General features: G+C 74.8%; 22 protein-coding genes, 2 pseudogenes and 1 riboswitch. Of the genes and pseudogenes, 13 read left to right on the forward strand and 11 right to left on the reverse strand.

The window, feature by feature from the left end; all coding sequences use genetic code 11:
- Both Ae505Ps2_RS33420 and Ae505Ps2_RS14840 read left to right on the forward strand, forming a co-directional pair.
- Nucleotides 1-707, forward strand: a pseudogene (locus Ae505Ps2_RS33420) (hypothetical protein); the annotation flags it as partial.
- A 280-nt stretch (nucleotides 708-987) separates the two neighbouring features.
- Nucleotides 988-2,163, forward strand: a complete 1,176-nt coding sequence (locus tag Ae505Ps2_RS14840; protein WP_075553712.1) for a TerC family protein — start codon at nucleotides 988-990, stop codon at nucleotides 2,161-2,163.
- Here the strand turns inward: Ae505Ps2_RS14840 and mgtE are convergent.
- Nucleotides 2,127-3,452, reverse strand: coding sequence for a magnesium transporter (gene mgtE / locus Ae505Ps2_RS14845; protein WP_075307442.1), 1,326 nt, complete (start codon nucleotides 3,450-3,452; stop codon nucleotides 2,127-2,129). The genes Ae505Ps2_RS14840 and mgtE overlap by 37 nt on opposite strands.
- A gap of 141 nt (nucleotides 3,453-3,593) precedes the next feature.
- Here mgtE and Ae505Ps2_RS14850 point away from each other — a divergent pair, with 141 nt between their 5' ends.
- Nucleotides 3,594-3,992 carry a DUF3040 domain-containing protein gene (locus Ae505Ps2_RS14850; RefSeq protein WP_158071510.1) on the forward strand — a complete coding sequence of 133 codons (399 nt, stop codon included), beginning with the start codon at nucleotides 3,594-3,596 and terminating at the stop codon, nucleotides 3,990-3,992.
- Nucleotides 3,993-4,088: 96 nt separating this feature from the next.
- Here Ae505Ps2_RS14850 and Ae505Ps2_RS14855 read toward each other — a convergent pair whose 3' ends face one another.
- Genes Ae505Ps2_RS14855 through Ae505Ps2_RS14870 form a run of 4 tightly spaced genes read right to left on the reverse strand, consistent with a single transcriptional unit; the run spans nucleotide 4,089 to nucleotide 8,077 of the window.
- The gene (locus tag Ae505Ps2_RS14855) at nucleotides 4,089-5,432 is read right to left on the reverse strand and encodes an NtaA/DmoA family FMN-dependent monooxygenase (protein WP_075307440.1); all 1,344 of its coding nucleotides are present in this window, start codon (nucleotides 5,430-5,432) and stop codon (nucleotides 4,089-4,091) included.
- 22 nt (nucleotides 5,433-5,454) lie between these two features.
- Entirely contained in the window at nucleotides 5,455-6,117 is a 663-nt protein-coding gene (locus Ae505Ps2_RS14860) for a methionine ABC transporter permease (RefSeq protein ID WP_075333627.1), read from the reverse strand.
- On the reverse strand, nucleotides 6,114-7,181 hold the full coding sequence (locus tag Ae505Ps2_RS14865) for a methionine ABC transporter ATP-binding protein (RefSeq protein ID WP_075307436.1): 1,068 nt from the start codon (nucleotides 7,179-7,181) through the stop codon (nucleotides 6,114-6,116). The genes Ae505Ps2_RS14860 and Ae505Ps2_RS14865 overlap by 4 nt, the downstream gene beginning before the upstream one ends.
- Nucleotides 7,181-8,077, reverse strand: coding sequence for a MetQ/NlpA family ABC transporter substrate-binding protein (locus Ae505Ps2_RS14870; RefSeq protein ID WP_020625323.1), 897 nt, complete (start codon nucleotides 8,075-8,077; stop codon nucleotides 7,181-7,183). Before Ae505Ps2_RS14870 ends, Ae505Ps2_RS14865 begins: the two co-directional genes overlap by 1 nt.
- A 462-nt stretch (nucleotides 8,078-8,539) precedes the next feature.
- On the opposite strand from Ae505Ps2_RS14870, the gene cysC reads away from it, so the two are divergent.
- The 3 genes from cysC to Ae505Ps2_RS14885 are packed head-to-tail and all read left to right on the forward strand — an operon-like array spanning nucleotide 8,540 to nucleotide 10,845.
- Entirely contained in the window at nucleotides 8,540-9,130 is a 591-nt protein-coding gene (gene cysC, locus Ae505Ps2_RS14875; protein WP_020621597.1) for an adenylyl-sulfate kinase, read from the forward strand.
- Nucleotides 9,127-10,056: a hypothetical protein gene (locus Ae505Ps2_RS14880; protein ID WP_075307432.1), complete on the forward strand. Its 930-nt coding sequence runs from the start codon at nucleotides 9,127-9,129 to the stop codon at nucleotides 10,054-10,056. Before cysC ends, Ae505Ps2_RS14880 begins: the two co-directional genes overlap by 4 nt.
- Complete coding sequence (locus Ae505Ps2_RS14885) at nucleotides 10,057-10,845, forward strand: sulfotransferase (protein ID WP_233147607.1); 789 nt, start codon at nucleotides 10,057-10,059, stop codon at nucleotides 10,843-10,845.
- A gap of 15 nt (nucleotides 10,846-10,860) precedes the next feature.
- On the opposite strand, the gene Ae505Ps2_RS14890 is transcribed toward Ae505Ps2_RS14885, so the two are convergent.
- From Ae505Ps2_RS14890 to Ae505Ps2_RS14910, 5 genes and pseudogenes are all read right to left on the reverse strand, one after another.
- A complete protein-coding gene (locus Ae505Ps2_RS14890) occupies nucleotides 10,861-11,964 on the reverse strand; it encodes an LLM class flavin-dependent oxidoreductase (protein WP_075307430.1) in 1,104 nt (367 codons plus the stop codon).
- Complete coding sequence (locus Ae505Ps2_RS14895) at nucleotides 11,961-13,088, reverse strand: ABC transporter substrate-binding protein (RefSeq protein ID WP_020621594.1); 1,128 nt, start codon at nucleotides 13,086-13,088, stop codon at nucleotides 11,961-11,963. Before Ae505Ps2_RS14895 ends, Ae505Ps2_RS14890 begins: the two co-directional genes overlap by 4 nt.
- Nucleotides 13,078-13,791 carry an ABC transporter ATP-binding protein gene (locus tag Ae505Ps2_RS14900; RefSeq protein WP_075307428.1) on the reverse strand — a complete coding sequence of 238 codons (714 nt, stop codon included), beginning with the start codon at nucleotides 13,789-13,791 and terminating at the stop codon, nucleotides 13,078-13,080. The genes Ae505Ps2_RS14895 and Ae505Ps2_RS14900 overlap by 11 nt, the downstream gene beginning before the upstream one ends.
- A gap of 25 nt (nucleotides 13,792-13,816) precedes the next feature.
- A pseudogene (locus Ae505Ps2_RS14905) lies at nucleotides 13,817-14,542 on the reverse strand (ABC transporter permease); the annotation flags it as partial.
- A 436-nt stretch (nucleotides 14,543-14,978) separates the two neighbouring features.
- The gene (locus Ae505Ps2_RS14910; protein WP_075307426.1) at nucleotides 14,979-16,076 is read right to left on the reverse strand and encodes an LLM class flavin-dependent oxidoreductase; all 1,098 of its coding nucleotides are present in this window, start codon (nucleotides 16,074-16,076) and stop codon (nucleotides 14,979-14,981) included.
- A gap of 380 nt (nucleotides 16,077-16,456) precedes the next feature.
- Here Ae505Ps2_RS14910 and Ae505Ps2_RS14915 point away from each other — a divergent pair, with 380 nt between their 5' ends.
- Nucleotides 16,457-17,557 (forward strand): LLM class flavin-dependent oxidoreductase, encoded by a 1,101-nt coding sequence (locus tag Ae505Ps2_RS14915; protein WP_075307424.1) that lies wholly within the window; start codon nucleotides 16,457-16,459, stop codon nucleotides 17,555-17,557.
- 110 nt (nucleotides 17,558-17,667) lie between these two features.
- On the opposite strand, the gene Ae505Ps2_RS14920 is transcribed toward Ae505Ps2_RS14915, so the two are convergent.
- Nucleotides 17,668-18,153: an OsmC family protein gene (locus Ae505Ps2_RS14920; protein ID WP_075333625.1), complete on the reverse strand. Its 486-nt coding sequence runs from the start codon at nucleotides 18,151-18,153 to the stop codon at nucleotides 17,668-17,670.
- Nucleotides 18,154-18,852: 699 nt separating this feature from the next.
- Between Ae505Ps2_RS14920 and Ae505Ps2_RS14925 the strand changes: the two genes are divergently transcribed.
- From Ae505Ps2_RS14925 to Ae505Ps2_RS14950, 6 genes are all read left to right on the forward strand, one after another.
- Entirely contained in the window at nucleotides 18,853-19,704 is an 852-nt protein-coding gene (locus Ae505Ps2_RS14925; RefSeq protein WP_075312076.1) for an ABC transporter permease, read from the forward strand.
- Nucleotides 19,701-20,741 carry a glycine betaine ABC transporter substrate-binding protein gene (locus tag Ae505Ps2_RS14930; RefSeq protein WP_075307420.1) on the forward strand — a complete coding sequence of 347 codons (1,041 nt, stop codon included), beginning with the start codon at nucleotides 19,701-19,703 and terminating at the stop codon, nucleotides 20,739-20,741. Before Ae505Ps2_RS14925 ends, Ae505Ps2_RS14930 begins: the two co-directional genes overlap by 4 nt.
- On the forward strand, nucleotides 20,722-21,570 hold the full coding sequence (locus Ae505Ps2_RS14935; protein WP_075307418.1) for an ABC transporter ATP-binding protein: 849 nt from the start codon (nucleotides 20,722-20,724) through the stop codon (nucleotides 21,568-21,570). The genes Ae505Ps2_RS14930 and Ae505Ps2_RS14935 overlap by 20 nt, the downstream gene beginning before the upstream one ends.
- Nucleotides 21,571-21,727: 157 nt before the next feature.
- A riboswitch (SAM riboswitch) is annotated at nucleotides 21,728-21,820 on the forward strand.
- 221 nt (nucleotides 21,821-22,041) lie between these two features.
- Complete coding sequence (locus tag Ae505Ps2_RS31225) at nucleotides 22,042-22,563, forward strand: GNAT family N-acetyltransferase (RefSeq protein WP_020627245.1); 522 nt, start codon at nucleotides 22,042-22,044, stop codon at nucleotides 22,561-22,563.
- Nucleotides 22,560-23,519, forward strand: a complete 960-nt coding sequence (locus tag Ae505Ps2_RS14945; RefSeq protein WP_226359841.1) for an amino acid ABC transporter permease — start codon at nucleotides 22,560-22,562, stop codon at nucleotides 23,517-23,519. Before Ae505Ps2_RS31225 ends, Ae505Ps2_RS14945 begins: the two co-directional genes overlap by 4 nt.
- Nucleotides 23,516-24,295 (forward strand): amino acid ABC transporter ATP-binding protein, encoded by a 780-nt coding sequence (locus Ae505Ps2_RS14950; protein ID WP_075553713.1) that lies wholly within the window; start codon nucleotides 23,516-23,518, stop codon nucleotides 24,293-24,295. The genes Ae505Ps2_RS14945 and Ae505Ps2_RS14950 overlap by 4 nt, the downstream gene beginning before the upstream one ends.
- Nucleotides 24,296-24,311: the final 16 nt, after the last annotated feature.

Below are 24,311 nucleotides of genomic sequence, written 5' to 3' on the forward strand. Positions count from 1 at the left end.
CCGGGGGGGGGGGGGGCAACGCCTACGGCGCGTCGAAGTCCTGGGTGCTGGCGTTCAGCGACACCGTCGCGGCGTCGCTGCACGGCACCGGGGTGACCGTGACCGCGGTCGCCGCGGGCCGGATCCGGACCGACGACGACCCGCAGGGCCCGCTGTGGCTCGACCCCTGCGACGTCGTGCGCCGCTCGCTCGACGACCTGGCCCGCGGCCGCACGCTGTCCGCGCCGGGCTGGGTGTACCGGGCGCTGGTCGGCTACCTGGAGGCGCCGCGCACCGCGCTGCGGCTGGCCGCACGGGTCGCGGGCCGGGGCCGGGAGCGCTGTGAGCGGCTGGAGCGGGGGAGCGGGCACACCCGGCCGTCGCCGGTCCCGACGCCGTTCCGCGACGAGCCCGCTCCGTCCCGGCCGCTGCCCGCCGTGGCGGTGGGCCCGGCGACGCCGGTGCCGCCGGTCCTGCCCGAGGAGCCGGTGCGGCCCGCGCACGTCGCCGCCGCGACCGTCCCGGCGCCGCGGGTGTCGGGCACCGGGCCGCTGCCCGTCGTGACCCGTCCGGCCGTGGCAGGGTCCGGGGCCCTCCCGGCCCGCCCGACCGCCGCGCGGGCGGCCACCTCCGCGACGGCCCGCGCCGCCGTCCGCAGGCTGCCCGCCGCCCCCCGTCCGGTGCAGCCGGCCCGCGAGGTCGCGACCGTCCGGCTCGCCGCGGGCTGAGAGCCCCGGGCCGGCTCCGGGGCCGGTTCCGGGCCGTCGGCGGGGACCGCGCGTTCGACGGCGGAAACGGACAGATGTGATGAGGCTCGCGTACCCCCCGTTGTCGGAACCCAGAGCCATGCCCTAGCGTTTGCCCGGTCGAAGGGGAGTACTCCCGAACACGGCGTCGCCGTCAATACGGAACCAGGACGAGCTGGTCCCGGTGGCGCCGGTCCATCGCGGTCACCGCGGCGGGCGGAGGAGACCTTCAGCGCCCCTATCTGCGCTGGAGGATCCCGCAATGAACGTTCCCCTCTGGGTGTGGCTGGCGACGGTCGCCGTCGTCATCGGCATGCTCGTGTTCGACTTCGTCGGGCACGCCCGTGACCCGCACGAGCCCACGCTGCGCGAGTCGGCGATCTGGTCGGCCGGCTACATCGCGATCGCCCTGCTGTTCGGTGTCGGTGTCGGTGTCTTCTCGGGCTGGCAGTACGGCGGCGAGTACATGGCCGGCTGGCTGACCGAGAAGGCCCTCTCGGTCGACAACCTGTTCGTCTTCCTGCTGATCATGACCAGCTTCGCGGTGCCGAAGGTGCACCAGCAGAAGGTGCTGCTGATCGGCATCGCGATAGCGATCGTCATGCGCGGTGCGTTCATCGCGGTCGGTGCGGTGATCATCGAGCAGTTCGTCGCGGTGTTCTACCTGTTCGCGATCATCCTGTTCTGGCTCGCCTGGTCCCAGATCCGCGAGGCGCTGTCCTCCGACGACCACGAGCAGGCCGACGCCGGTGACTCGAGGCTCATCCGCCTGGTCCGCAGGGTGCTGCCCACCTCCACCGAGTACGACGGCGCGAAGCTCGTCACCCGCATCGACGGCAAGCGGCTCCTCACCCCGATGGCGCTGGTCATCGTCGCGATCGGGCTGACCGACCTGCTGTTCGCGTTCGACTCGATCCCGGCGATCTTCGGCCTCACCCAGGAGCCGTTCCTGGTGTTCACCGCGAACGCCTTCGCCCTGCTCGGCCTGCGCCAGCTGTACTTCCTGATCGGCGGCCTGCTGGAGCGCCTGATCTACCTGGCGCACGGCCTCTCGGTGATCCTCGCGTTCATCGGCGTCAAGCTCACCCTGCACGCGCTGCACGAGAACAACGTGCCGTTCATCAACGGCGGGCAGCCGGTGCCGGTGCCCGAGGTGCCGATCTGGCTGTCGCTGCTGGTCATCACCGGGACGATCGCCGTCGCCGCCGTCGCGAGCCTGGTGGTCTCGCGCCGCCGCGCCGCCGCGGCCGGTGACGCCCCCTCCGGTGCTGCCGGCACCGGCTCCGGGGGCACCGGCTCCGACGACGGCGGGGCCGCCGGTCACGGCGACGCCGCCGGTCACGGCGACGCCACCGGCCACGGCGACGCCACCGGGCACGGCGACGACACCGTGCGCGCGGGTCAGAGCCCCAGCACCAGCCGGGCGACCGAGAAGTAGATCAGCAGCCCGGTCGCGTCGACGAGGGTCGTGACCAGGGGAGCGGACACCACCGCCGGGTCGATCCCGACCCGGCGGGCCAGCAGCGGCATCGTCGCTCCGACCGTCGCCGCCCAGCCGCAGATCGCCACCAGGGTCACCGCCACCACGACGGCGACCTGGACCCCGACCAGCAGCGACGCGACGAGCAGGCCGAGCGCGCCGAGCAGGGTGCCCAGCAGCAGCCCGACCCGCAGCTCCCGCCAGACGACGGCGGGCAGGTCGGCCAGCCGCACCTCCCCGACGGCGATCGCCCGGACCGCCGCCGACGCGGACTGGGCACCGGCGTTGCCGCCGGTGCCCACGAGCAGCGGGATGAACAGGGCCAGTGCGGTGACCTGCTCCAGGGCGTCCTCGAAGATCTGGAGCACGTTGACCGTGAGCACCGCGGCGAGCAGCAGCACCGCCAGCCACACCGCGCGGGTGCGCGCCAGCTTCGTGACCCGCACGTACATGTAGTGGCCCGACCACGGGGCCGCACCGGACTGGCGGGCGGTGTCCTCGGTATCGGCGCGCTCCAGGATCTCGACGGCGTCGTCGATGGTGAGCAGGCCCAGCAGCCGGTCCTCGGAGTCGACGACCAGCAGGTCGAGCAGGTTCGCCTCACCCATCAGCCGTGCGGCGTCCTCGGCGGTGTCGGTGGCCCGCACCCGTGGGGCGCCGTCGTCGACGAGGTCGGCGACGGCGTCGTCCGGGCGGGCCAGCACCAGGTCGCGCAGCGAGACGGTGCCGATCACCCGGCGCCCGGCGTCGGTGACGGCGAGGGTGTAGACGGTCTCGGCCCGGGCGCCCTTGCGCCGCACGACGGCCAGCGCCTCGGTCACGCTGCTGTGCAGCGGTACGGCGACGGTCTCCGGGGTCATCACCCGCCCGACCGAGCCGTCGGGGTAGCCCAGCAGCGCCGCGGTCATCTCCCGCTCCGAGGCCGAGAGCCCGGCGAGCACCCGGGTCGCGACCTTCGCCGGGGCCTCGCCGAGCATCCGTGCGCGGTCGTCGGGATCCATGTCCTCGACCAGGGCGGTCACCGCGTCGTCGCGCAGCCCGGCCAGCAGCTCCTGCTGGTCGACCGGGTCGAGCTCCTCGAACACGTCGAGCGCGCGGTCCTTGTCGAGCAGCCGGAACACCCATCCCGCGTCGACCGGTTGCATCCGGGCCAGCGCGTCGGCGATCTCGTGGGCGGGCCGTCCGTCGAGCCGGTCGAGGACTCCGGCGGGGTCGTGGCGTTCGACGAGATCGGTCCAGCGTTCCATGCGGCCGATCCTGCCGCCGGGGCCTGCCGCGTGCAGCGGCGGGAGTATGTCCGTTTCGGTAGGATCGGTGACATCTTCAGCACATCCCGGATGGCTGTGGCCGGGAGCGGGAACCCGGTCGGTGGCACCGAGGAGGTCACGATGTCCGTCACACCCCCGCCCCTGCCGCCGTCGTCGCCCGGCGGTGGGACCGGCGATCCCGATCCGCACCCGTCTGCGCGACCCCTGGACCGCGACGAGGAGCTCCGCCTCTCCGCCCTCGAGCAGGAGCTGCGCCGTTCCGACCCGCGGCTCGACACCGAGCTGACCGCACCGCACCGGCCATCGCGTGCCGCGGGCGGCCGTGCCGACCGGATCCTGCAGGCCGTCGCGATCACCGTGATCGTGCTGGTCCTCGTGCCGGGCGACTGGATCGCCGGGCTGCTGTCGTTCGGGCTGCTGCTCGGCATCCCGGTGGTGATGGCCTGGATCGCGGTCCGGGCGCACCGGGAGAACGTCGCCCGGGAGCAGGCCGAGGGCCGCGACGACGAGCGCCCCTGAGCGCCGGGCCCGCCGCGGCCCGATCGGATCCGGCGCCGTCGGCCGCGTCGACTGCCGGAGCCGCCGTCGAGCACGACGGCACCGTCGGCGGCACCGTCAGCCCGCGGTCGGAGCCGCCGTCGCCGCCTCGGTCGGGTCGGTCGTCGAGCGGACGGCCGGGAGCCCGAGGTGCTCGCGCAGCGTCGTCCCGGTGTAGTCGGTGCGGAACGACCCGCGCTCCTGCAGCAGCGGCACGACCGTGTCGGCGAACTCGTCGAGCCCGCCCGGGGTGACGTGCGGGACGAGCACGTAGCCGTCCGCGGCGTCGGACTGCACGGCGTCGTCGATCGCGTCGGCGACCGTTCGGGGGCTCCCGACGAAGGTGTGCCGCCCGGTCACCTCGATCACCGTCTCCCGCAGCGAGAGGCCCTTCTCCGCGGCGAGGGCGCGCCACTGGTCGGCGACGGCCTTCGGGTCCCGGTACTGGCGCACGCTGGCGCGCCCCTTCGACACCAGCTCGCCCTCGACCGGGTCGAACTCGGGCAGCGGGCCGTCCGGGTCGCGGTCGGACAGGTCGGTGTTCCACAGCTGCTCGGCGAACACGATCGCGGTCTGCGGGCTGACCTGCTGGGAGCGGATCACCTCGGCGCGCTCGGCGGCCTCGGCGTCGGTGTCACCCAGCACGTACGTCGCGGCGGGCAGGATCTTGAGGTCGTCCCAGGCCCGGCCGTAGCGGGCGAGGCGGCCCTTCACGTCTGCGAGGAACGCCCGTCCGGCCTCGGGCTCGGCGTGCCGGGAGAAGATCGCGTCGGCCGACGCGGCGGCGAACTCGCGCCCCTCCTCGGAATCCCCGGCCTGCAGGATCACCGGGCGGCCCTGCGGGCTGCGCGGCAGCGAGAACCGGCCGTGCACGTCGAACTGGTCGGAGGTGTACGCGAACTCGCCGCGGTCGCCTGCGCCGGTGCGCGAGTCCCAGATCGCGGCGGTCGCGGCCAGCTGCTCCTTCGCCCGGGAGTAGCGCTTCTCCTTCGGCAGGAAGCCGCCGCGGCGGAAGTTCTCACCGGTGAACGCGTCCCACGAGGTCACCACGTTCCAGGCGGCCCGGCCGCCGGACAGGTGGTCCAGCGACGCGAACTGGCGGGCGACGTCGTAGGGCTCGGTGAAGGTGGAGTTGATCGTGCCGGCGAGGCCGAGCCGGTCGGTGACCGCCGCCAGGGCGTTCAGGATCGTGAAGGTGTCCGGGCGGCCCATCACGTCGAGGTCGTAGATCTCGCCGCGGTGCTCGCGCAGGCGCAGGCCCTCGGCGAGGAACAGGAAGTCGAACCTCGCCCGTTCGGCCGTCCGCGCGAAGTGCGCGAACGACTCGAACTCGATGTGGCTGCCGGACGCCGGGTCGCTCCAGACCGTGGTGTTGTTGACGCCCGGGAAGTGGGCGGCGAGGTGGATCTGCTTGCGTGGCATGCGTGTCCTCCCGACGTGGCTCCTACCGGTGCAACACCCTCCGGGCCAGGGTGTTCCCGAGCAGCTGCGCGCACTGCACGACGACCACGATGATCGCCACCGTCAGCAGCGTCACCGGCCAGTCGAACTGCTGGTAGCCGTAGGTGATCGCGAAGTCGCCCAGCCCGCCGCCGCCGACGTAACCGGCCATCGCCGACATGTCGACGACCGCGACGAACACGAACGTGTAGCCGAGCACCAGCGGTGCCAGCGCCTCGGGCACGAGCACGCTCCACACGATCCGGAACCGGCTCGCGCCCATCGCCCGCGCCGCCTCGACGACGGCCGGGTCCACCGACACCAGGTTCTGCTCGACGATGCGGCCGATGAAGAACGTCGCCATCGCGACCATGGGGAACAGCACCGAGCGGGTGCCGATCGTCGTGCCCATCACGAGCAGGGTCAGCGGGCCCACGGCGGTGATGAAGATGATGAACGGGATCGGCCGCACGATGTTGACCAGCACGTTCAGCACGCCGAACACGGCGCGGTGCGCGTACAGGCCGCCGGGACGGGTGGTGTGCAGGGCGACGCCGAGCAGCAGCCCGAGCAGCCCGGCCAGCAGCATCGTCCAGAACACCATGTAGGCGGTCTGGAGCACCGACAGCCACAGCACCGGGCTCAGGGTCTCCCAGTCGGCCTTCATGCGGACTCCTCGTCCTGGGTGGTGACGGCGTCCGGGGTGACCCGGGTGATGCGCGAGAGCTCGTCGACACAGGCGTCGACGGCGTCGTCGTCGCCGGTCAGGGCCAGGGTGAGGCTGCCGACGGGGCGACCGGACAGCTCGCGGATGCCGCCGTGCACCACGGTCGCGCGGACCCCGTGCGCGGCCGGGACCCGCGCGATCGCGTCCTGGGCGTCGGCGGCGGCCGAGCCGGGCCCGCCGACGCCGACGGTCACCAGCCGGCCGGGGTGGCGCTCGCGCAGCCGGGCGAGCGTCTCCGGCGACGGCACGTCCTGCAGGACGCCGTGCACGAAGCGGCGCGTCGCCGGGTGCGACGGCGCGGCGAACACGTCGTACACCTCGCCGTCCTCGATGACCCTGCCCTCCTCCATGACCACGACCCGGTCGCACACGTCGGCGACGACCTCCATCTCGTGGGTGATCACGACGACCGTGGTGCCCAGCTCGCGGTTGACCCGGCGCAGCAGGGCCAGCACCTCCCGGGTCGTCTCCGGGTCCAGCGCGCTCGTCGCCTCGTCGGCGAGCAGGATCGACGGCGACGTGGCGAGCGCCCTGGCGATGCCGACCCGCTGCTTCTGTCCACCGGACAGCCGCGCCGGGTAGCGCCCGGCCAGCTCGGCGAGCCCGACGAACTCCAGCAGCTCCGCGACGCGGGCCCGGCGCTCCTCCCGCGAGCGGCCGGCGACGGCGAGCGGGTAGCCGACGTTGCCGGCGACCGTGCGCGAGTTCATCAGCGCGAACTGCTGGAAGATCATCCCGACCTCGCCGCGCAGCTCGCGCAGGCCCCGTTCGGACAGCTCGGAGGTGACCCGCCCGCGCACCGTGACGGTGCCCGACGTCGGCAGCTCCAGTGCGTTGATCATCCGGACGAGCGTGGACTTTCCCGCCCCCGACCAGCCGATCACGCCGGTGATCCCGCCCTCGGCGATGTCGAGGTCCACGTCGTCGACGGCGGTGACCCCCGGGCCGCGGCGGGCCGGGAACGTGCGGGTCGCGCCCGAGAACGAGATCACCGGCTCCGCCATCAGCGTGCCCGCAGCTGCTGCTCGATGCCGGCCAGGGTCTGGCGAAGGTCCTCCGCGGAGTTGTCGCGGAACACACCGCCGTCGCCGAGGTCGCGGCGGGCGGCGGCGAGGACCTCCGGGTCGTGGTAGATCCGGACCAGCGTCGCGTACACCGGGTCGTCGGCCTGGTCGGCCCGGGCGACGAACAGGTTGATGTAGGGCTTGGCCTTCTCCGAGTCCGGGTCCTCCTGGTAGAGGACCTGGTCCTGGGTCAGGTTGGCCGACTGCGCGTAGTTGTTGTTGACGATCGCGGCGTCGGCGCTCGCCAGGTTCGCCGCGGTCTGGGCCGCGTCGACCGGGGTGACGGTGACCTTCGAGGCGGCGCGGTCGATGTCGGCGGGGGTGGAGGTGGTGGTGCCCCCGTCGGTCAGCCTGAGCAGACCGGCGGACTGCAGGACGGTCAGCGCCCGGGCCTGGTTCACCGCGTCGTTCGGGATGACGACCTGCCCGCCCTGCGGGATCTGCGCCAGGTCGGTGTGCTTCGTGGAGTACAGCGGCAGCGGGTACACCGCGGTCGCACCGACCGGTACCAGCGTGTCGTTGTTCTGGACGTTGTAGTTCGCCAGGTACTGCAGGTGCTGGAACTGGTTGAGGTCCAGCTGGCCCTGGGCCAGAGCCGGGTTCGGCTGGTTGTAGTCGGTGAAGTTGGTCAGCTCGACGGTGATCCCCTGGGCGGCGGCCTTGTCGGTGAAGACCTTCCAGTAGGGCTCGGCGCCGTCGGAGACGCCGATCCGGACGGTCCGCGACCCGCTCTCACCACCACCGGACGAGGACTCACCGGGGGCGGAGCAGCCGGCCGCCAGCACGGCGAGCACGGCGACGGGGACCAGCAGGGACAGTGCGCGTGGCAGGCGCATCGGACTTCCTCTCGGCTCCGGCCCCGGGACGGGTCGCGTCCGGGTGCCGGTGCGGCGGTGCAGCGGGGGATGTGCCGGGCACCGGGTACGGCGCCCCGCGGGGGTGACGCCGGGCGGGAGCAGGTGCTCCGGGGGCGTGACCGGGGAGACCGGGCCACCGGACCGGGTCCCGCCGGGTGGGCGCGACCGGCCGCGGCGGGGCGGTCGGCACGATCGGAGAACCTACATCGGACGAACCACCCGGACCGCACCGCCGCGACGAAGCTCACGGTGGCCGGGCGCGCCGCCGTCCGGCGGTTGCGGCGCAGCGGTCGGAGCGGCCACGATCGGGGGGACCGTTCGCGCGTCCGTGGCCCGGGCGGCCGCTCCCGCGTGGGCCGGCCGTCACCGCCGCGACGCGCGACCCGCCACCCGGCCCCGGAACGCCTCCGCCGCCGGGCGCCTCCCGCGGAGACCTGCGCGATGCCCCCCACGGACGTCCTGCCCGCCCCGGGCGCCACCGTCTGGCTCACCGGCCTGCCCAGCGCCGGGAAGTCGACCATCGCCCACGCCTGCGAGCCGGTCCTGCGGGCCCGCGGCCTGCGGGTCGAGGTCCTCGACGGCGACGCCGTCCGCCCGCACCTGGCCGCTGCCCGCGGCTACAGCCGGGAGGACCGGGCGATCAACATCCGTCGGATCGGCTGGGTCGCCGAGCTGCTCGCCCGCAACGGCGTGCTCGTGCTGGTCTCGGCGATCGCGCCGTACGCCGACGTCCGCGACGACGTCCGGCGCGCCCACGCCGCCAACGGCACCGCCTACCTGGAGGTGCACGTCAGCACCCCGGTCGAGGTGGCCGCCTCGCGCGACGTGAAGGGGCTCTACGCCCGGCAGCGGGCCGGGGAGATCAGCGGCCTGACCGGCGTCGACGACCCGTACGAGGTGCCGCCGTCGCCGGACCTGGTGCTGCCCGCCCACACCCAGCCGGTCGCCGACTCGGTGACGCTGCTGGTCGACCATCTCATCGGCCGTGGTCTGGCCGGACCGCGCGACGTCACGACCCGGGAGACCGCATGAGCACCCCGCTGCCACTGCCACGTCTGGACGGCGCCGCCGTCGCCGTCGCACCGCCCGGGGACGGCGCCGGGCACTGGGCGGGCGCCCCGTCGGCCGTCCCTGACGGCGACGGGGGCTACGTGCTCGCCTACCGGCTGCGGGCCCCGCTCGGCGAGGGCCGCGGCCTCGCGGTGGTGCTGGCGCGGTCGGCCGACGGCGTCGCCGTCACCCCGGTCGCCGAGGTCACCAAGGACCGCTTCGGCTCCGAGTCGCTCGAACGGCCCGCGCTGGTGCGCACCGAGCAGGGCCGGTGGCGGCTCTACGTCTCCTGCGCCACACCGGACTCCAAGCACTGGTGGGTCGACGTGCTGGAGGCCGGCACCGTCGAGGAGCTGCCCACCGCGCCCCGGCGCACCGTGCTGCCCGGTGACGACCGGCACGCGGTGAAGGACCCGGTGGTCGTGCGCGAGGGCGGCACCTGGCACCTGTGGGCCTCGGTGCACCCGCTCGAGCTGCCCGGCCACGAGGACCGGATGACCACCGAGCACTACACCTCGCCCGACGGGCTGGCCTGGAGCCACGCGGGCACCGCGCTGCGCCCGCGTCCGGACCGCTGGGACGCCCGCGGCGTCCGGATCTCCGCGGTGTTCCGGGTCGACGGCCGCTGGGCCGCGACCTACGACGGGCGCGCCACCGCGGCGGAGAACTGGGAGGAGCGCACCGGGCTGGCCCTCGGCGGCACCGGTGCGCCGGGTGAGTTCACCGCGGACGGCGACGGCCCGGTCGCCGCCTCCCCGCACGGGGCGGGCGGACTGCGCTACCTGTCGGTGGTGGCCGCCCCCGGTGGCGGCTGGCGGCTGTTCTACGAGGTCACCCGCGCCGACGGGGCGCACGAGCTGCGCACCGAGCTGCTCGGTGCGCCGGTGCCCGTCGCCGGGACGGTCTGAGTGGGTCGGCTGCCCGACTTCCTGCTGCTCGGCGCGCCGAAGTGCGGCACCTCCGCGCTGCACCGTGCGCTGGCCGGCCATCCGGAGCTGTTCCTGTCCGAGCCGAAGGAACCGAAGTTCTTCCTCACCGACGGTCCGCCGCCCACCTCCGGCGGCGGCCCCGGCGACGTCCCGACCTGGGGTGAGCACGTGTGGCGGCATGCCGACTACGAGGCGCTGTTCGACGCCGCCCCGCCCGGTGCGCGCTGCGGCGAGTCGACGGTGTTCTACCTCTACGACACCGTCGCGCAGGACCGGATCGCCCGGCTGCTGCCCCGCGCCCGGCTGGTCGCGGTGCTGCGCGACCCGGTGGAGCGGGCCCACTCGAACTGGGCGCACCTGCGCGGCGCGGGCCTGGAACCGGAGGCCGATTTCCTGACGGCGCTGCGCGACGAGCAGCGCCGCATCGACGCCGGCTGGGCGCACTTCTGGCACTACGCCGCCCAGGGCCGCTACGGGGAGCAGCTCGCGCACCTGGACACGCTGTTCCCCCGGGAGCAGGTGCTGCTGCTGCGCTACCGGGATCTGCGCGACGACCCGGCCGGTACGGCGGACCGGGTGTGCGCCTTCCTCGGCGTCGCGACGGGGGTGGTCACCGGGGTGCCCCGCCACCACGTGCGCCCGGACGTGCACGGCCGCACCGGCGGCCCCACCGCCGAGGAGCGTGCCGCAGCCCTGGCCCTGTTCGCCGACGACGTGCCGCGGGTCGCGGAGCGCACCGGCTGGGACCTGGCCGACTGGCTCCGCTGACCCGGGGCCGGTCGCTCAGCGGGGCGGCTCGGCGAGCAGGCCCCGCCGGCGCAGCTCGGGCAGTACACCCTCGCCGACGCGGTAGGCCTCCTCCAGGTGCGGGTAGCCCGACAGCACGAACTCGTCGATCCCCAGCTCGTGGTACTCGGCGATCCGGTCGGCCACCTCGGTGTGCGACCCGACCAGCGCGGTCCCCGCACCGCCCCGGACCAGACCCACCCCGGCCCAGAGGTTCGGCGCGATCGTCAGCGCGTCGGCCGAGCCGCCGTGCAGCGCGAGCATCCGTTGCTGTCCGACCGACTGGCTGGCCCGCAGGGTCGCCTGGGCGCGCTCGATCTCGGCCGGGTCGAGCGCGTCGAGCAGCCGGGCGGCCTCGGCCCACGCCTCGTCGGCGGTGTCGCGGGTGATCACGTGCAGCCGGATGCCGAAGCGGGGGCTGCGGCCCAGGTCGTCGGCGAGCTTGCGGACCCGCCCGATCTTCTCGGCGACGGCAGCGGGTGGCTCGCCCCAGGTCAGGTAGACGTCGGCGTGCCGGGCGGCGACCGGCAGCGCGGCGTCGGAGGAGCCTCCGAAGTAGACCGGGGGCAGCGGATCCGGCGGGGCGAGGGTGGTGGCGCCGTCGACGTCGTAGTGGGCGCCGGTGAAGTCGAACGGCTCGGGCGACCAGGCGCCGCGCAGCACGGTGAGGAACTCGTCGGTGCGGGCGTAGCGCTCGTCGTGGGAGGCGTGGTCGCCGAAGCGGCGCTGCTCGACGGCGTCCCCGCCGGTGACGATGTTGAGCATCAGCCTGCCGCCGGAGACGCGCTGGTAGGTGGCGGCCATCTGGGCGGCGAGGGTCGGGGAGAGCACACCGGGCCGGAACGCGACGAGGTAGCGCAGCGTGCGGGTCTCGCGCAGCAGCGCCGCGGTGGTCAGCCAGGCGTCCTCGCAGAAGGTCCCGGTCGGGGTGAGGACGCCGTGGAAGCCCTGGGCCTCGGCGGCCCTGGCGATCTGGGCGAGGTAGTCGATGCTCGCCTCGCGGGCCGTCGAGCCGGCCTCGCCGCGGTCGGCGTGCCGGCGGGCGACGATGGTGCGGCCGTCGCCGGAGGTGGGCAGGAACCAGTGCGGGACGATGCTCATCGTGCTCCCGTCCGTCGGTCGGTGGGGGTGCCCGGGATGCCGTCCCGGGCCGCGGCCAGCGTGGTGGCCTCGTAGCGGCGGTCGACGAACGCGCCGACGTCCGCCCGGCCGGGGATCACCCCGGCCTCGGAGAACGCGTCGGCCAGCGCCTGCTGGGAGGCGACGACGGTGTCGTCGAGCGGGACCGGCAGGTCCGGGCCGCGCGCGACGGCCCGCCGGGTGATCGGCAGCGGGATGGTCGTCTCCTCGCTCCACACCCGGGCCCGCTGCTCGCGGTGGGAGTCGGAGTAGACCTGGGCGGCCGCGACCCGGGCCAGGTAGTCGGCCAGTGCGGCGCTGCGGGCCGGGTCGGCGAGGGTGGCGTTGGACGCGACCTGGAAGCCGTAGCCGTTCGCGTTGCCGGTGCCGTCGGCGACGATCCGGGCGCCGTCGTCGAGCTCGGCCTGGGAGGTGTAGGGGTCCCAGACGGCCCAGGCGTCGACGTCGCCCTGGCGGAACGCGCCGTAGGCGTCGGCGGGGGCGAGGAAGGTCAGGTCGACGTCGTCGAGGGTCATCCCGGCGGCCCGCAGCGTGGACAGCACCTGCCCGTGCGCCGACGTGCCCTTCCCGACGGCGATCCGCGCCCCGCGCAGGTCGGCGACGGTGCGGATCGGCGAGTCGCGGCGCACGAGGATCGCGTCGCTGGTGACGTTGCCGCGGTTGGCCGACACGACCTGCACCCGGGCGCGCGCCGCGGCGGCGAAGATCGTCGGGGTGTTGCCGGTGCCGCCGACGTCGATCGCGCCGGCCCGGGCCGCCTCGATCAGCGGGGGACCGGCGGTGAAGGTGCGCCACTCGATCCGGTAGGGCAGGTCGTCGAGGAGGTCGGCGGCCCGCAGCAGTGACCGGGAGCCGCCCTTCTGGTCCCCGACGACGAGGGTCACCCCGGCCAGCGCGGCCGGGTCGACCGGCGGCTGCACCGGGGGCCGGGACACCGGGACCGAGGAGCACCCGGCGAGCACCAGCGCCGCGACCGCGACGGCCAGCACGGTGACCCGCCGGCGCACCCGCGCGGCGGTCGTCGCACCCGCCGCACGGGTCGCGACGACCGCATCCGGGGTGCGACGGGGACGCTCACGCGGCATCGGCGGCGACCCCCAGCTCGTCGAGCACGGTGCGGCGCAGCGCGGCGAGCCGCTCGGGGTCGCGCGGGCGGTCGCCGGGGCGGTGCTCGTCGCCGATGCGGCCGTCGGTCAGCACCAGCACCCGGTCGGCGAGCAGCAGCGCCTCGTCGACGTCGTGGGTCACGAGCAGCACGCCGGGGCGGTGCCGGTGCCACAGGTCGAGGACGAGCCGGTGCATGGTGATGCGGGTCAGCGCGTCCAGCGCGCCGAACGGCTCGTCGAGCAGCAGCAGGTCCGGCTCGCGGACCAGGGCCCGGGCCAGCGACGCCCGCTGGGCCTCGCCGCCGGACAGGGTCAGCGGCCAGGCGTCGGCCCGTGCGGTCAGCCCGACCTCGGCGAGCGCGGCGTCGGCGACCCCGGCGGGGGTGTCGCCGCCCAGGTCGCGGTGCAGGCCGAGGGCGACGTTGTCGCGGACCGTGCGCCACGGCAGCAGCCGCGGCTCCTGGAAGGCCACCGCGACCGAGCCGGGGACCTCGACGGTGCCCGACACCCCGGCGTCGGAGGCGTCGTCGAGGCCGGCGAGCAGCCGCAGCAGCGTCGACTTGCCCGAGCCGGACCGGCCGAGCAGGGCGACGAACTCGCCGTCGCCGATGGTGAGGTCCAGCCGGTCGAGGACCCGGCGGCCGTCGAACTCGCGGACCAGGTCGTGCACGCGGGCGCTCATCGGTCGGCCCCGCCGGTCCGGCCGGGCGCCAGGCCAGGACACGGCGTTCCAGCCGGCGCACCAGGGCGTCGGTGCCCAGGCCGAGCAGCGCGTACACCGCCAGGCCCACGACGATCACGTCGGTGCGCAGGAACTCGCGGGCGTTCATGATCATGTAGCCGAGTCCGGCGTCGGCCGACGTCGTCTCCGCGACGATGATCGACAGCCAGGCGATCCCCAGTGCCAGGCGCAGGCCGGTGAGGGTGGAGGGCATCGCGCCGGGCAGCACCACGTGGCGCAGCTGCTCGGCGCGGGTGAACCCGGACACCGACGTCGCCTCGATCAGCTTCGGGTCCACCCCGCGGACCCCGGAGTGCACGTTGAGGTACATCGGGAACAGCACGCCGAGCGCGACGAGCAGCACCTTCGGCAGCTCCCCGATGCCGAACCACAGGATGAACAGCGGCACCAGGCCGAGGTGCGGCAGCGTGCGCAGCATCTGCACCGGCGGGTCCACGAGCAGCCCGCCCCAGCGCGAGAGCCCCGAGACCACGCCGAGCCCGACCCCGACGACCAGGCCGAGGACCAGCCCGGTCGTGACCCGGGCGAGCGAGACCAGCAGCCCCTCGGGCAGCTCCCCGCTGCGGGTGAGGTCGACGGCGGCGGTCACCACCCGCAGGGGCGAGGCGAGCTCGTCCTCGGCGAGCAGCCCGGTCGACGACGCGAGCTGCCACGCGACGATCAGGGCGACCGGGGAGATCCAGCGGCGCAGGTCGGGGCGGCGCCGGGTCCGGCGGGCGACGGGTGCGACGACGGGTGACGACGGCGTGGCGGATGGTGCACCGGCGTCGGCCGGTGCGGGGGTCCAGGTCGTGGACACGATGGCTCCCGGGATTCACGGTGATGACAGGGGTGGGCAGGGGTGGGCGCACGACGGGGCGGCCCGCGGCACGGGCGGCACGGCGCGGCGGGATCGCCGCGGTCAGCGACAGGTGCAGCCGGCGAGGCGGAGCAGGTCCACGTGGCGACGACGGGTGAGGTCCCGGCCTGGACCGACGGCGACCGTGCGTGACGGGGTGCGCCGGCCGGTGTTCATGCCACCAGGTGACCACGGCGTCCGGACCTTCACAAAACGGTGTCCGGACCGCGGGACGGGTGACAGGAGGTGTGCGGACCGCCGGCTCCCGTGCGTCCCGCTGGGTGGGATCTCAGGCCCGGGTGGCCCATTCCCGCGCCAGCAGCTCCTGCGAGGCGACCCGGTCGGTGTGCCGGTGGGTGATGGTGGTCAGGAGCAGCTCGTCGGCGCCGGTGACGGCGCGCAGCCGCTCCAGACCGTCGGCGACGGCGGCCGGCCCGCCGACGAGGCGGGTCGCGACCCGGTCGGTCACCAGCGCCGGGTCGGCCGGGAGTGCCACGGCGTCCTCGGGGCGGGGGTAGGGGATGGCGCCCACCCCGGTGCGGATGCTGTGCACCAACGGGGCGAAGCCCGCCGCGATCCGGGCGGCGTGCGCGTCGTCGGTGCCCACGACGACGTCCGCGGACACCATCACGTGCGGTCGGTCCAGCCGGTCCGACGGCCGGAACGCCTCCCGGTAGGCGGCCACGGCGTCGAGCACCGTTGCCGGGCTGACGTGGTAGTTCGCCGCGAACGGCAGCCCACGGCGCCCGGCGAGCACGGCGCTCTCCCCGCCGCTGGAGCCGAGCACCCAGGTCTGCAGGCCGGCCCCCTCGCCGGGGACGGCCCGGACCTGCACCCCGCCCGGGGCCCAGGTGCCGGCGATCAGCCCCTCGACGGCGTCGAGGAACGCCTCGTACGGCGGCGCCTGCGCCCCCGGCTGGCGCAGCGCGACCGTCGTGGCGCGGAACCGGGGCGAGGTCGCGAGCGCGGCGAGCGACACCGGGGCGGGGATCAGCACGCCGTCGACCACGCGGTCGCCGCGTCCGTCCGGTTCGCGGGCCGGCGGGCGCGGCCCGCCGGAGCGGCCGAGTCCGAGGTCGATCCGGCCGGGGTGCAGCCCGTCGAGGGTCCCGAAGTCCTCCACCACCGACAGCGGGGTCCGGTGGCCGGTCTGCACCGCCCCCGAACCGACCCGGATCGTGGTGGTCGCGGCGGCGACGGCGCCCATCAGGACGGCGGGCGATGCCCCCGCGACGCCCGGGTTGAGGTGGTGCTCGGCGAGCCAGAACCGGGCGTAGCCGGCCCGTTCGGCGGAGCGGGCCAGGTCGAGGGTGTCCCGCAGGGCGTCGGCGACGGTCGAACCGGCCGGCACCGGGGAGAGGTCGAGTACGGACAGCGGTACGGGCACGACGGCAGACCTCCGGACGTGCCCGGGGCGGTCGCGACGACCGGGCCGGGCGAGGGGTGTGCGCTCCCGGCGAGCCCGACGCGGGACGTGGGCGGGCCGGGGCGCGGGTCGGGCGGTGCGCTCCGAGCGGGTCCGGCCCGGGGCGACGCCGTCGCCCGCCGATCCTCACCCCGCGCGCGACGGGGGCGCAACCCCGGTGCTGCTTGCTACCGTCGACGTCGTGCCGGCCGCCCCGCCGCGCCGCCCGTCCGCGGGACCGCGCGACGGCCCGGTCCGGCCGGGACGCCCCCGGCGCACCCGCGCTCCGCCGGCGCCCGGCCCCACCCGGCACGTCCGATGACGACGCGTGCGGCGCGGCCGCGCGTGAGGCGGTGCTTCCCATGAGGTTCCAGGTTCTCGACATCGTTCCGCACGCCCCGCACCCGGTGACCGGCGAGATCGTCGACACCCACGAGCGACTGCGTCGGGTGGTGGACACCGCGGTGCTCGCCGAGCGGCTGGGGTTCGACTCCTACGCCGTCGGCGAGCGGCACGCCGGAGAGTTCGTCTCGTCCGCGCCCACCGTGCTGCTGGGAGCGATCGCCCAGGCCACGTCCCGGATCCTGCTCTCCACCGGGGTGACGGTGCTGTCGCTGCTCGACCCGGTCCGTGTGGCCGAGGACTACGCGACGGTCGACCAGCTCTCCGGCGGCCGGCTGGAGATCGTGATCGGGAAGGGCAACGAGGACCGGCACTTCCCGATGTTCGGGCTCGAGCTCGGCCGCCAGTACGAGTACCTCACCGAGAACTACGAGCTGCTGCGCCGCCTGCTGCGTGAGGACGGGGTGGACTGGAAGGGCACCCACCACGCCGACCTGGCGGGCGTGACGACCTTCCCACGGCCGTTCGCGGGCCCGTTCCGGATCTGGCACGGCTCGGCGACCTCGACCGTCGCCGTCGACCTCGCCGCCCGCTGGGGCGACCCGATCTTCTCGGCGAACGCGCTGCAGCCGCGGGAGAACTACCGCGTCCTCATCGACCGCTACCGGGAGAAGCTCGTCGAGCACGGCCACGACCCGGCGCTGGGCTACGTCGGCTCCGGCTCGGGCGGGCTGTTCCTCGCCGACACCGACGCCGAGGCGATCGCGGAGTACCGCCCGGTCTACGAGGGGTTCGCCGCGAAGATGCGGGCCGCGCACGCCGGGGACGACCGTCCGGGCAAGGCCACCTCGTTCGCGACCGTCGAGGAGGCGGTGGCGCACGGCCCCGCGCTGGTCGGGAGCCCGGAGCGGGTCGCGGCGAAGATCCTCGACTACCACGGGGCCTACGGCCACGACGTCCAGTCGGTGTCGGTCAACCCGGTGCTGCCCTACGCACGCCAGCACGAGGTGCTGACCCGGTTCGCGACCGAGGTGGTGCCGCTGGTGCGTCGCGAGGTGTCGACGACGCTGTGGGGCCCCGACGACGCCGGCCGTGCGGCCGGGTTCACCGCCGCCGCCTGACCCCGGCCCCTCCCACCGGCCGGTGCCCGGCGCGACGGGCGGGCCGGTCGCACTGGTCCAGCGCGACCGGCCCGCCCGTGCGGTGCGGGGAGCGGGACGGCGGTGCCGGGTCAGCCGGCGTCGGGCAGCGCCACCGGGGTCCAGTCGTTGGCGAACTCCAGGCCGCTGCGCTCGAACAGCTGGGTGACCGGGCACCGCCGCGCGGTCTCCGACACCAGCCGCTCGAACTGCTCGGGCGTCGCGTCGGTCTCGACGGTGGCCCGGACCTGCACCCGGTCGAAGTTGGCGTTGCCCTCGGCGCCACCGACGAGCACCGCGGTGTCGAGGTCACCGCGCACCTCGAAGGTCCAGTGGCCCAGGCGGATCCCCAGGTCCTTCGCGACCAGGCTCGCCGTCACCTGGTTGCACGAGGTCAGGGAGCCGAGTGCGTAGAACAGCGGGCTGGGCGCGGAGTCGGCGCCGCCGAAGGCCGGGTAGGCGTCGGCGGTGAAGACGTGCCCGACGTCGCCCTCGGGGCGCAGGGTCTGGAAGACCCCGGTGCCCTCGGAGTGCACGACGAACGGAACGACGGTCTGCTTCGGACGGACTGCGGTCATGGGTGTCCTCCCGGACGAGGTCGGTGCGGCGGGAACGGGCGTGCGCGCAGCGGGCCGGCACCGCCGCCGGGCGGGGGTGCGGTGGGGCTGCGGGCCGAGGGGGTGACCGGGTCAGCGACAGAGTGCGGACCGGGTACGACCCAGGTCCACGTGCAGGCGCGCGACGAGACGCGCGGTTCCGGTCATGGGAGCGATCGTGTCTGATCCGCTCCACGGGCGGCAAGCCACGCCCGCCCCCCCGTCCGGTCGGTGGACGAACGACGGTCGCGGTCCGGACAACGTGGGTCTCCGCCCCGCCGGTCGGGAGACCGGGACGGTCCGGCCGGTGTTACGGGGCCGGTGCGTGGTGTTCCTGACAGTGGGTCCGTCCTTGTCCGCGGCACAGCCGTCCGGTATCTGTTCTACGGTGCCGCGGGGACGACGGCAGGACGCGCGACGTCCGGCCACCGTCCCCCGTGCACGGTCGGCTGCCGCTGACCGTGCACGCCCCGTCCGGCCCGCCGGCCCCTGCTCCCGCGGGCCCCGGTGGAGGGCGAGCTGCACCCGAACCGTGACCGGCGAGCCCTCAGACGACGGAGCCCTCGTCCGCACCCGTGCCGACGGCCGCGCCTGCGGCCGCCCCCGGCACGTCGTCCGCGCGCGGACGACCCGGCCCACCCCGGCGCCGGTCCGCGCCCCGTGCCCGCCGAGAGGTCCACCGTGTCCGCGTCCACCGACACTCCGTCCGGTGCGGCTCGTGCCGCACCCCCGTCCCCGCGCCGCCTGGCGTTCGACCCCCGTACCGCGCTGCTGCCGGTCCTGTCGGTGCTGGTGTTCCTCGCCGTCTGGCAGGCCGCCGCGGCGAGCGGGGTCTGGAACGAGACGTTCGTGCCGTACCCGTCGACGGTGTGGCGCGCGTTCGTGGAGGTGTCGACCACCCACGACGGCACCCGCGGCTACGGCGGCTACCTGCTGTGGGAGCACCTCTACATGACCCTGCGCCGGGTCCTGGCCGGTGTCGTCCTCGGTGTGGTCGTCGGTGTGCTGGTCGGTCTGCTCATGGGCACCGTCGGCTGGGTCCGCCGGGTCCTGGAGCCGTGGCTGACGTTCCTGCGGGCACTGCCGCCGCTGGCGTACCTCTTCCTGCTGGTCATCTGGCTGGGCATCGACGAGGCACCGAAGATCACCCTGCTCGCGCTCGCCGCCTTCCCACCGGCGGCCGTCGCCACCACGGCGGCCGTCGCCGCCGCACCGGTCGGGCTGGTCGAGGCGGCCCGCGCGCTCGGCGCGACCCGCGGCCAGGTGGTGCGGGACGTCATCGTCCCGTCGGCGCTGCCGGAGACCTTCACCGGCATCCGGCTGGCCGTCGGCATCGCCTATTCCTCGGTCGTCGCGGCCGAGCTGTTCAACGGCATCCCCGGCATCGGCGGGATGGTCAAGGACGCCAGCAACTACAACAACACCCCGGTCGTGCTCGTCGGCATCTTCGCGATCGGCATCTCCGGCCTGGTGATCGACGCGCTGCTGCGCGCCGTCGAGCGCCGCACCGTTCCGTGGAGGGGACGAGCATGACCATCCGCACCCGACTGACCGCACTGCTCGTGGGCCTGCTGGCTGTCGGCGTCCTCGCCGGCTGCGCCGTCGGCCCTGCCGGGCAGGACTCCGGCAAGCCGACCATCCGCATCGCCTACCAGAGCTTCCCCAGCGGCGACCTGGTCGCCAAGCACAACCGCTGGCTGGAGGACGCCCTGCCCGACTGGAACGTGCAGTGGACCAAGTTCGACTCCGGCGCGGACATCAACACCGCGTTCGTCGCCGGTGAGCTGGACTTCGGTGCGATCGGGTCCAGCCCGGTCGCCCGCGGGCTCTCCGCGCCGCTGAACATCCCGTACCAGGTCGCGTTCGTGCTCGACGTCGCCGGCGACAACGAGGCGCTCGTCGCCCGCAACGCCACCGGGATCACCGACGTCGCGGGGCTGCGCGGCAAGCGGGTCGCCACCGCGTTCGCGTCCACCTCGCACTACAGCCTGCTCGCCGCCCTCGACCGTGCCGGTCTGAAGCCCACCGACGTGCAGCTGATCGACCTGCAGCCGCAGGCCGCGCTGGCTGCCTGGGAGCGCGGCGACGTCGACGCCGTCTACACCTGGCTGCCGACCCTCGACGAGCTCCGCAAGACCGGGAAGACCCTGGTCACCAGCCGCGAGCTGGCCACGGCCGGCAAGCCGACCCTCGACCTGGGGGTGGTCTCCACCCCGTTCGCCGAGCAGCACCCCGAGGTCGTCGACACCTGGCGCAAGGTCGAGGCCCGCGCCCTGGAGACCGTGCGCAACGACCCGCAGGCCGCCGCGCAGGCCGTCGCCGCCGAGATCGGCACGACCCCCGAGAACGCCGCGTCCCAGCTGAAGCAGGGCGTGTTCCTGTCCCCGCAGGAGCTGGCCTCCGCCGAGTGGCTCGGCACCGACGGCGCCCCGGGCAACCTCGCCCAGAACCTGCAGAGCGCCGCCCAGTTCCTCGCCGCGCAGAAGCAGATCCCCACGGCGCCGGACCTCGCGACCTTCCAGAAGGCGATCTACACGAAGGGTCTCCCGGATGTCCTCGCCGCAGGCTGACACCGACGCCGACACCGACACTGATACGGACCCCGACACCGGGGCCGCGGCGGGGGAGGGAGTGCCGGCGATCGCCGCGTCCGGGCTCGGGCACTCCTACCCGGGCCGCCGGGACCGGGTCCACGCGCTCGGACCGCTCGACCTGACCGTCGAGCGCGGCGAGTTCCTGGTGCTGGTCGGGGCCTCGGGCTGCGGCAAGTCGACTCTGCTCCGGCTGGTCGCCGGGTTCGAGCGGCCCACCGACGGGACGCTGACCGTCGCCGGCCGGGCACCCGAGCCGGGTGTCGGCGCCGGCGTGGTGTTCCAGCAGCCGCGGCTGTTCCCGTGGCGCAGCGTCGGCGGCAACGTCGACCTCGCCCTGAAGTACGCGGGGGTGAACCCGTCCGACCGTCCCGTGGCCCGCGAGGGGCTGCTGGAGCGGGTCGGGCTCACCGGTGTCGCGGACCGGCGGATCTGGGAGATCTCCGGCGGCCAGCAGCAGCGGGTCGCGATCGCCAGGGCGCTGGCCGCCGACCGGGACCTGCTGCTGCTCGACGAGCCCTTCGGCGCGCTCGACGCGCTCACCCGCGAACGCCTGCAGGACGACGTGCGCCGGGTCAGCCACGAGACCGGCCGGACCAGCGTGTTCGTCACCCACTCCGCCGACGAGGCGGTGTTCCTCGGCTCCCGGGTCGTGGTGCTCACCGCCCGCCCCGGACGGATCGCGCTGGACCTGCGGATCGACCTGCCGCGCTCCGGTGTGGACGCCGAGGCGCTGCGCGGCTCGCCGGAGTTCGCCGAGCTGCGGGCCCGGGTCGGGGCGGCGGTGAAGGAGGCCGCCGCGACCTGAGCACCCCGCTCCGCGGCGCGGGTGGGTCGTCCGGCGATCCGCCCGCGCCGACGGGGTGCGCCACTGCGCCCGGGCACCGTGCCGTCCCACTGTGATGCCACGACCGATCTCCCGGTCCGCGCTTGACACCGGATCGGTGCGTCGGCTGCAGTGGTGAGGTCCATCCAGAGCGGTCGAGAGTCCCGGCTCGTCGACGCCGCAGCAACCCGCCCCGTTCCGGGCAGGGTGCTACCGCCGGGTCCGATGGGAGACCCCGATGCCCCACCGCCCCGCGAGGCACCGGCCCGACGCCGGGCAGCGGGCCCGGATCCGGCTGCGCTGGGTCCGTCGCCGGCACGTCGACCTGTGCCGCACCGGCGCCGCGCTCTGTCGCTGACCTCTCCACCCGTGCCCCGCACCGGACCGCCCGCCACCGCGGCCGGCCGGTCCCCGCCTGCCCGAGGGCAGCGCTCGCACCGAGAGGTCCCCACCGTGACCGCGCTCCACCCCGCCCCGCCCACCACCTCCGCCCGCCCGGAGGTCCGCTGGGTCGCCTACACCGACCCGCTCGTCCGCCCGATGCTGGTCGAGCTCGACCAGGAGTACGGCGTCCGCTACGGCCACACCCTCGGCGACCTCGACGCCGAGACCCTCCGCGAGGCGAGCCGGTTCGCCCCACCGTCCGGCGGGGTGGTCCTGCTGCTCGACGGCGGTACCCCCGTCGCGGGGGGCGCCTTCCGCCGGTGGGACTCCGACACCGCCGAGCTCAAGCGGATCTGGACCGGCTCGGCGTACCGCCGCCGCGGCCTGGCCCGCCGGGTGCTCACCGAGCTGGAGGACACGATCGCCGCCCGCGGCTACCGGCGCATCTACCTGACGACCGGTCCGCGCCAGCCCGAGGCCCGCCACCTCTACCTCGCCGCGGGCTACACGCCGCTCTACGACCGGACCCTGCACCCGGAGACGGTCGGGCCGCACCCGTTCGAGAAGTACCTGACCGGGGGCTTCGCGTGAGCAGCCGCACCGAGGCCCGGGCCGCCCCGGGCGCCGTCCCGCCCACCGGGGACGACGACGCCGGCCTGCGGGTCGTCCCGGCCCGGCACCCGTGGCGGTGGGCGGGGACCGCGGTGGTGGCGGTCCTGGCCGCGATGGCGGTCAACGCGCTGGTCACCAACCCGGCCTGGGACTGGCCGACCGTCGGCCGCTATCTGTTCGCCCCGTCCATCGTGAACGCGGTGCTGCTGACGCTGCAGCTCACGGTGCTCGGCATCGTCGTCGGGTTCGTGCTCGGCACGGTGCTCGCGGTGATGCGGCTCTCGCCCAACCCGCTGCTGCGCTCGGTCAGCTGGACCTACATCTGGATCTTCCGGTCCGTGCCGCTGATCCTGCAGCTGCTGTTCTGGTACAACCTCGCCCTGCTCTACGACCGGCTCTCGATCGGCATCCCGTTCGGTCCGTCGTTCGTCGAGTTCGGCACGATGGAGCTGGTCAGCCCGGTCACCGCCGCGGTGCTGGGGCTCGGCCTGCACCAGGCCGCCTACGCCGCCGAGGTCGTGCGCTCGGGGTTCCTGGGCGTCGACGCCGGCCAGCTGGAGGCCGCCACCGCGCTCGGCATCCCGGCCTGGCGCCGGTTCCGGCGGATCCAGCTGCCGCAGGCGATGCGGATCATCGTCCCGACCGCGGCGAACGAGCTGATCGGCCTGGTCAAGGGCACCTCGGTGGTCTACATCATGGCGCTGTCCGAGCTCTTCTACCAGGTGCAGGTCATCTACACCCGGACCGGACGGGTCATCCCGATGCTGCTGGTCGCCGCCGTCTGGTACCTGGTGCTGACCAGTGCGCTGTCGGTCGGCCAGTTCTACGTCGAGCGGTACTACGCCCGCGGCGCGCAGCGCACGCTGCCACCGACCCCGTTGCAACGCGCGCGGGCCGCGGTGTCCGGACGGCGCCGGCGGGGGGCCACGGCATGACCGCCGCCGGCACTGCCCCGATGGTGGAGCTGCGCGGGGTGCACAAGAGCTTCGGTCCGCTGCCGGTGCTGCGCGGGGTCGACCTGACCGTCGCCCCCGGCGAGGTCACCGTCGTCATCGGGCCGTCCGGGTCGGGCAAGTCCACCCTGCTGCGCACCATCAACCACCTGGAGAAGGTCGACCGCGGCACGGTCCGGGTCGGCGGCGAGCTGATCGGCTACCGGCGGGTCGGCGCCCGGTTGCACGAACTGCCGGAGCGGCGCATCCTGCGCCGGCGCAGCCGGATCGGCTTCGTGTTCCAGAGCTTCAACCTGTTCGCCCACCTGACGGTGCTGGAGAACGTCGTCGAGGCGCCGCTGTCGGCGCAACGCCGCGACCGTGCCACCGTCCACGCCGAGGCCCGTGAGCTGCTCGCCCGGGTCGGGCTCGCCGACAAGGCCGACGAGTACCCGCGGCGGCTCTCGGGCGGTCAGCAGCAGCGCGTCGCGATCGCCCGCGCGCTCGCCCTGCACCCGCAGCTGCTGCTGTTCGACGAACCGACCTCCGCGCTCGACCCGGAGCTCGTCGGCGAGGTCCTCGAGGTCATCTCCGATCTCGCCCGGGACGGCACGACGATGGTCGTGGTCACCCACGAGATCGGCTTCGCCCGCGAGGTCGCCGACACCGTCGTGTTCCTCGACGAGGGCCGCGTCGTCGAGTCCGGCCCGCCCGCCGCGGTGCTCGACACCCCGCGTGAACCCCGTACCCGCGCCTTCCTCGGCGCGGTCCTGCGCTGACCCCGGTCTGCGCCGA

The sequence above is a fragment of the Pseudonocardia sp. Ae505_Ps2 genome (assembly GCF_001932425.1).
Lineage (GTDB): Bacteria > Actinomycetota > Actinomycetes > Mycobacteriales > Pseudonocardiaceae > Pseudonocardia.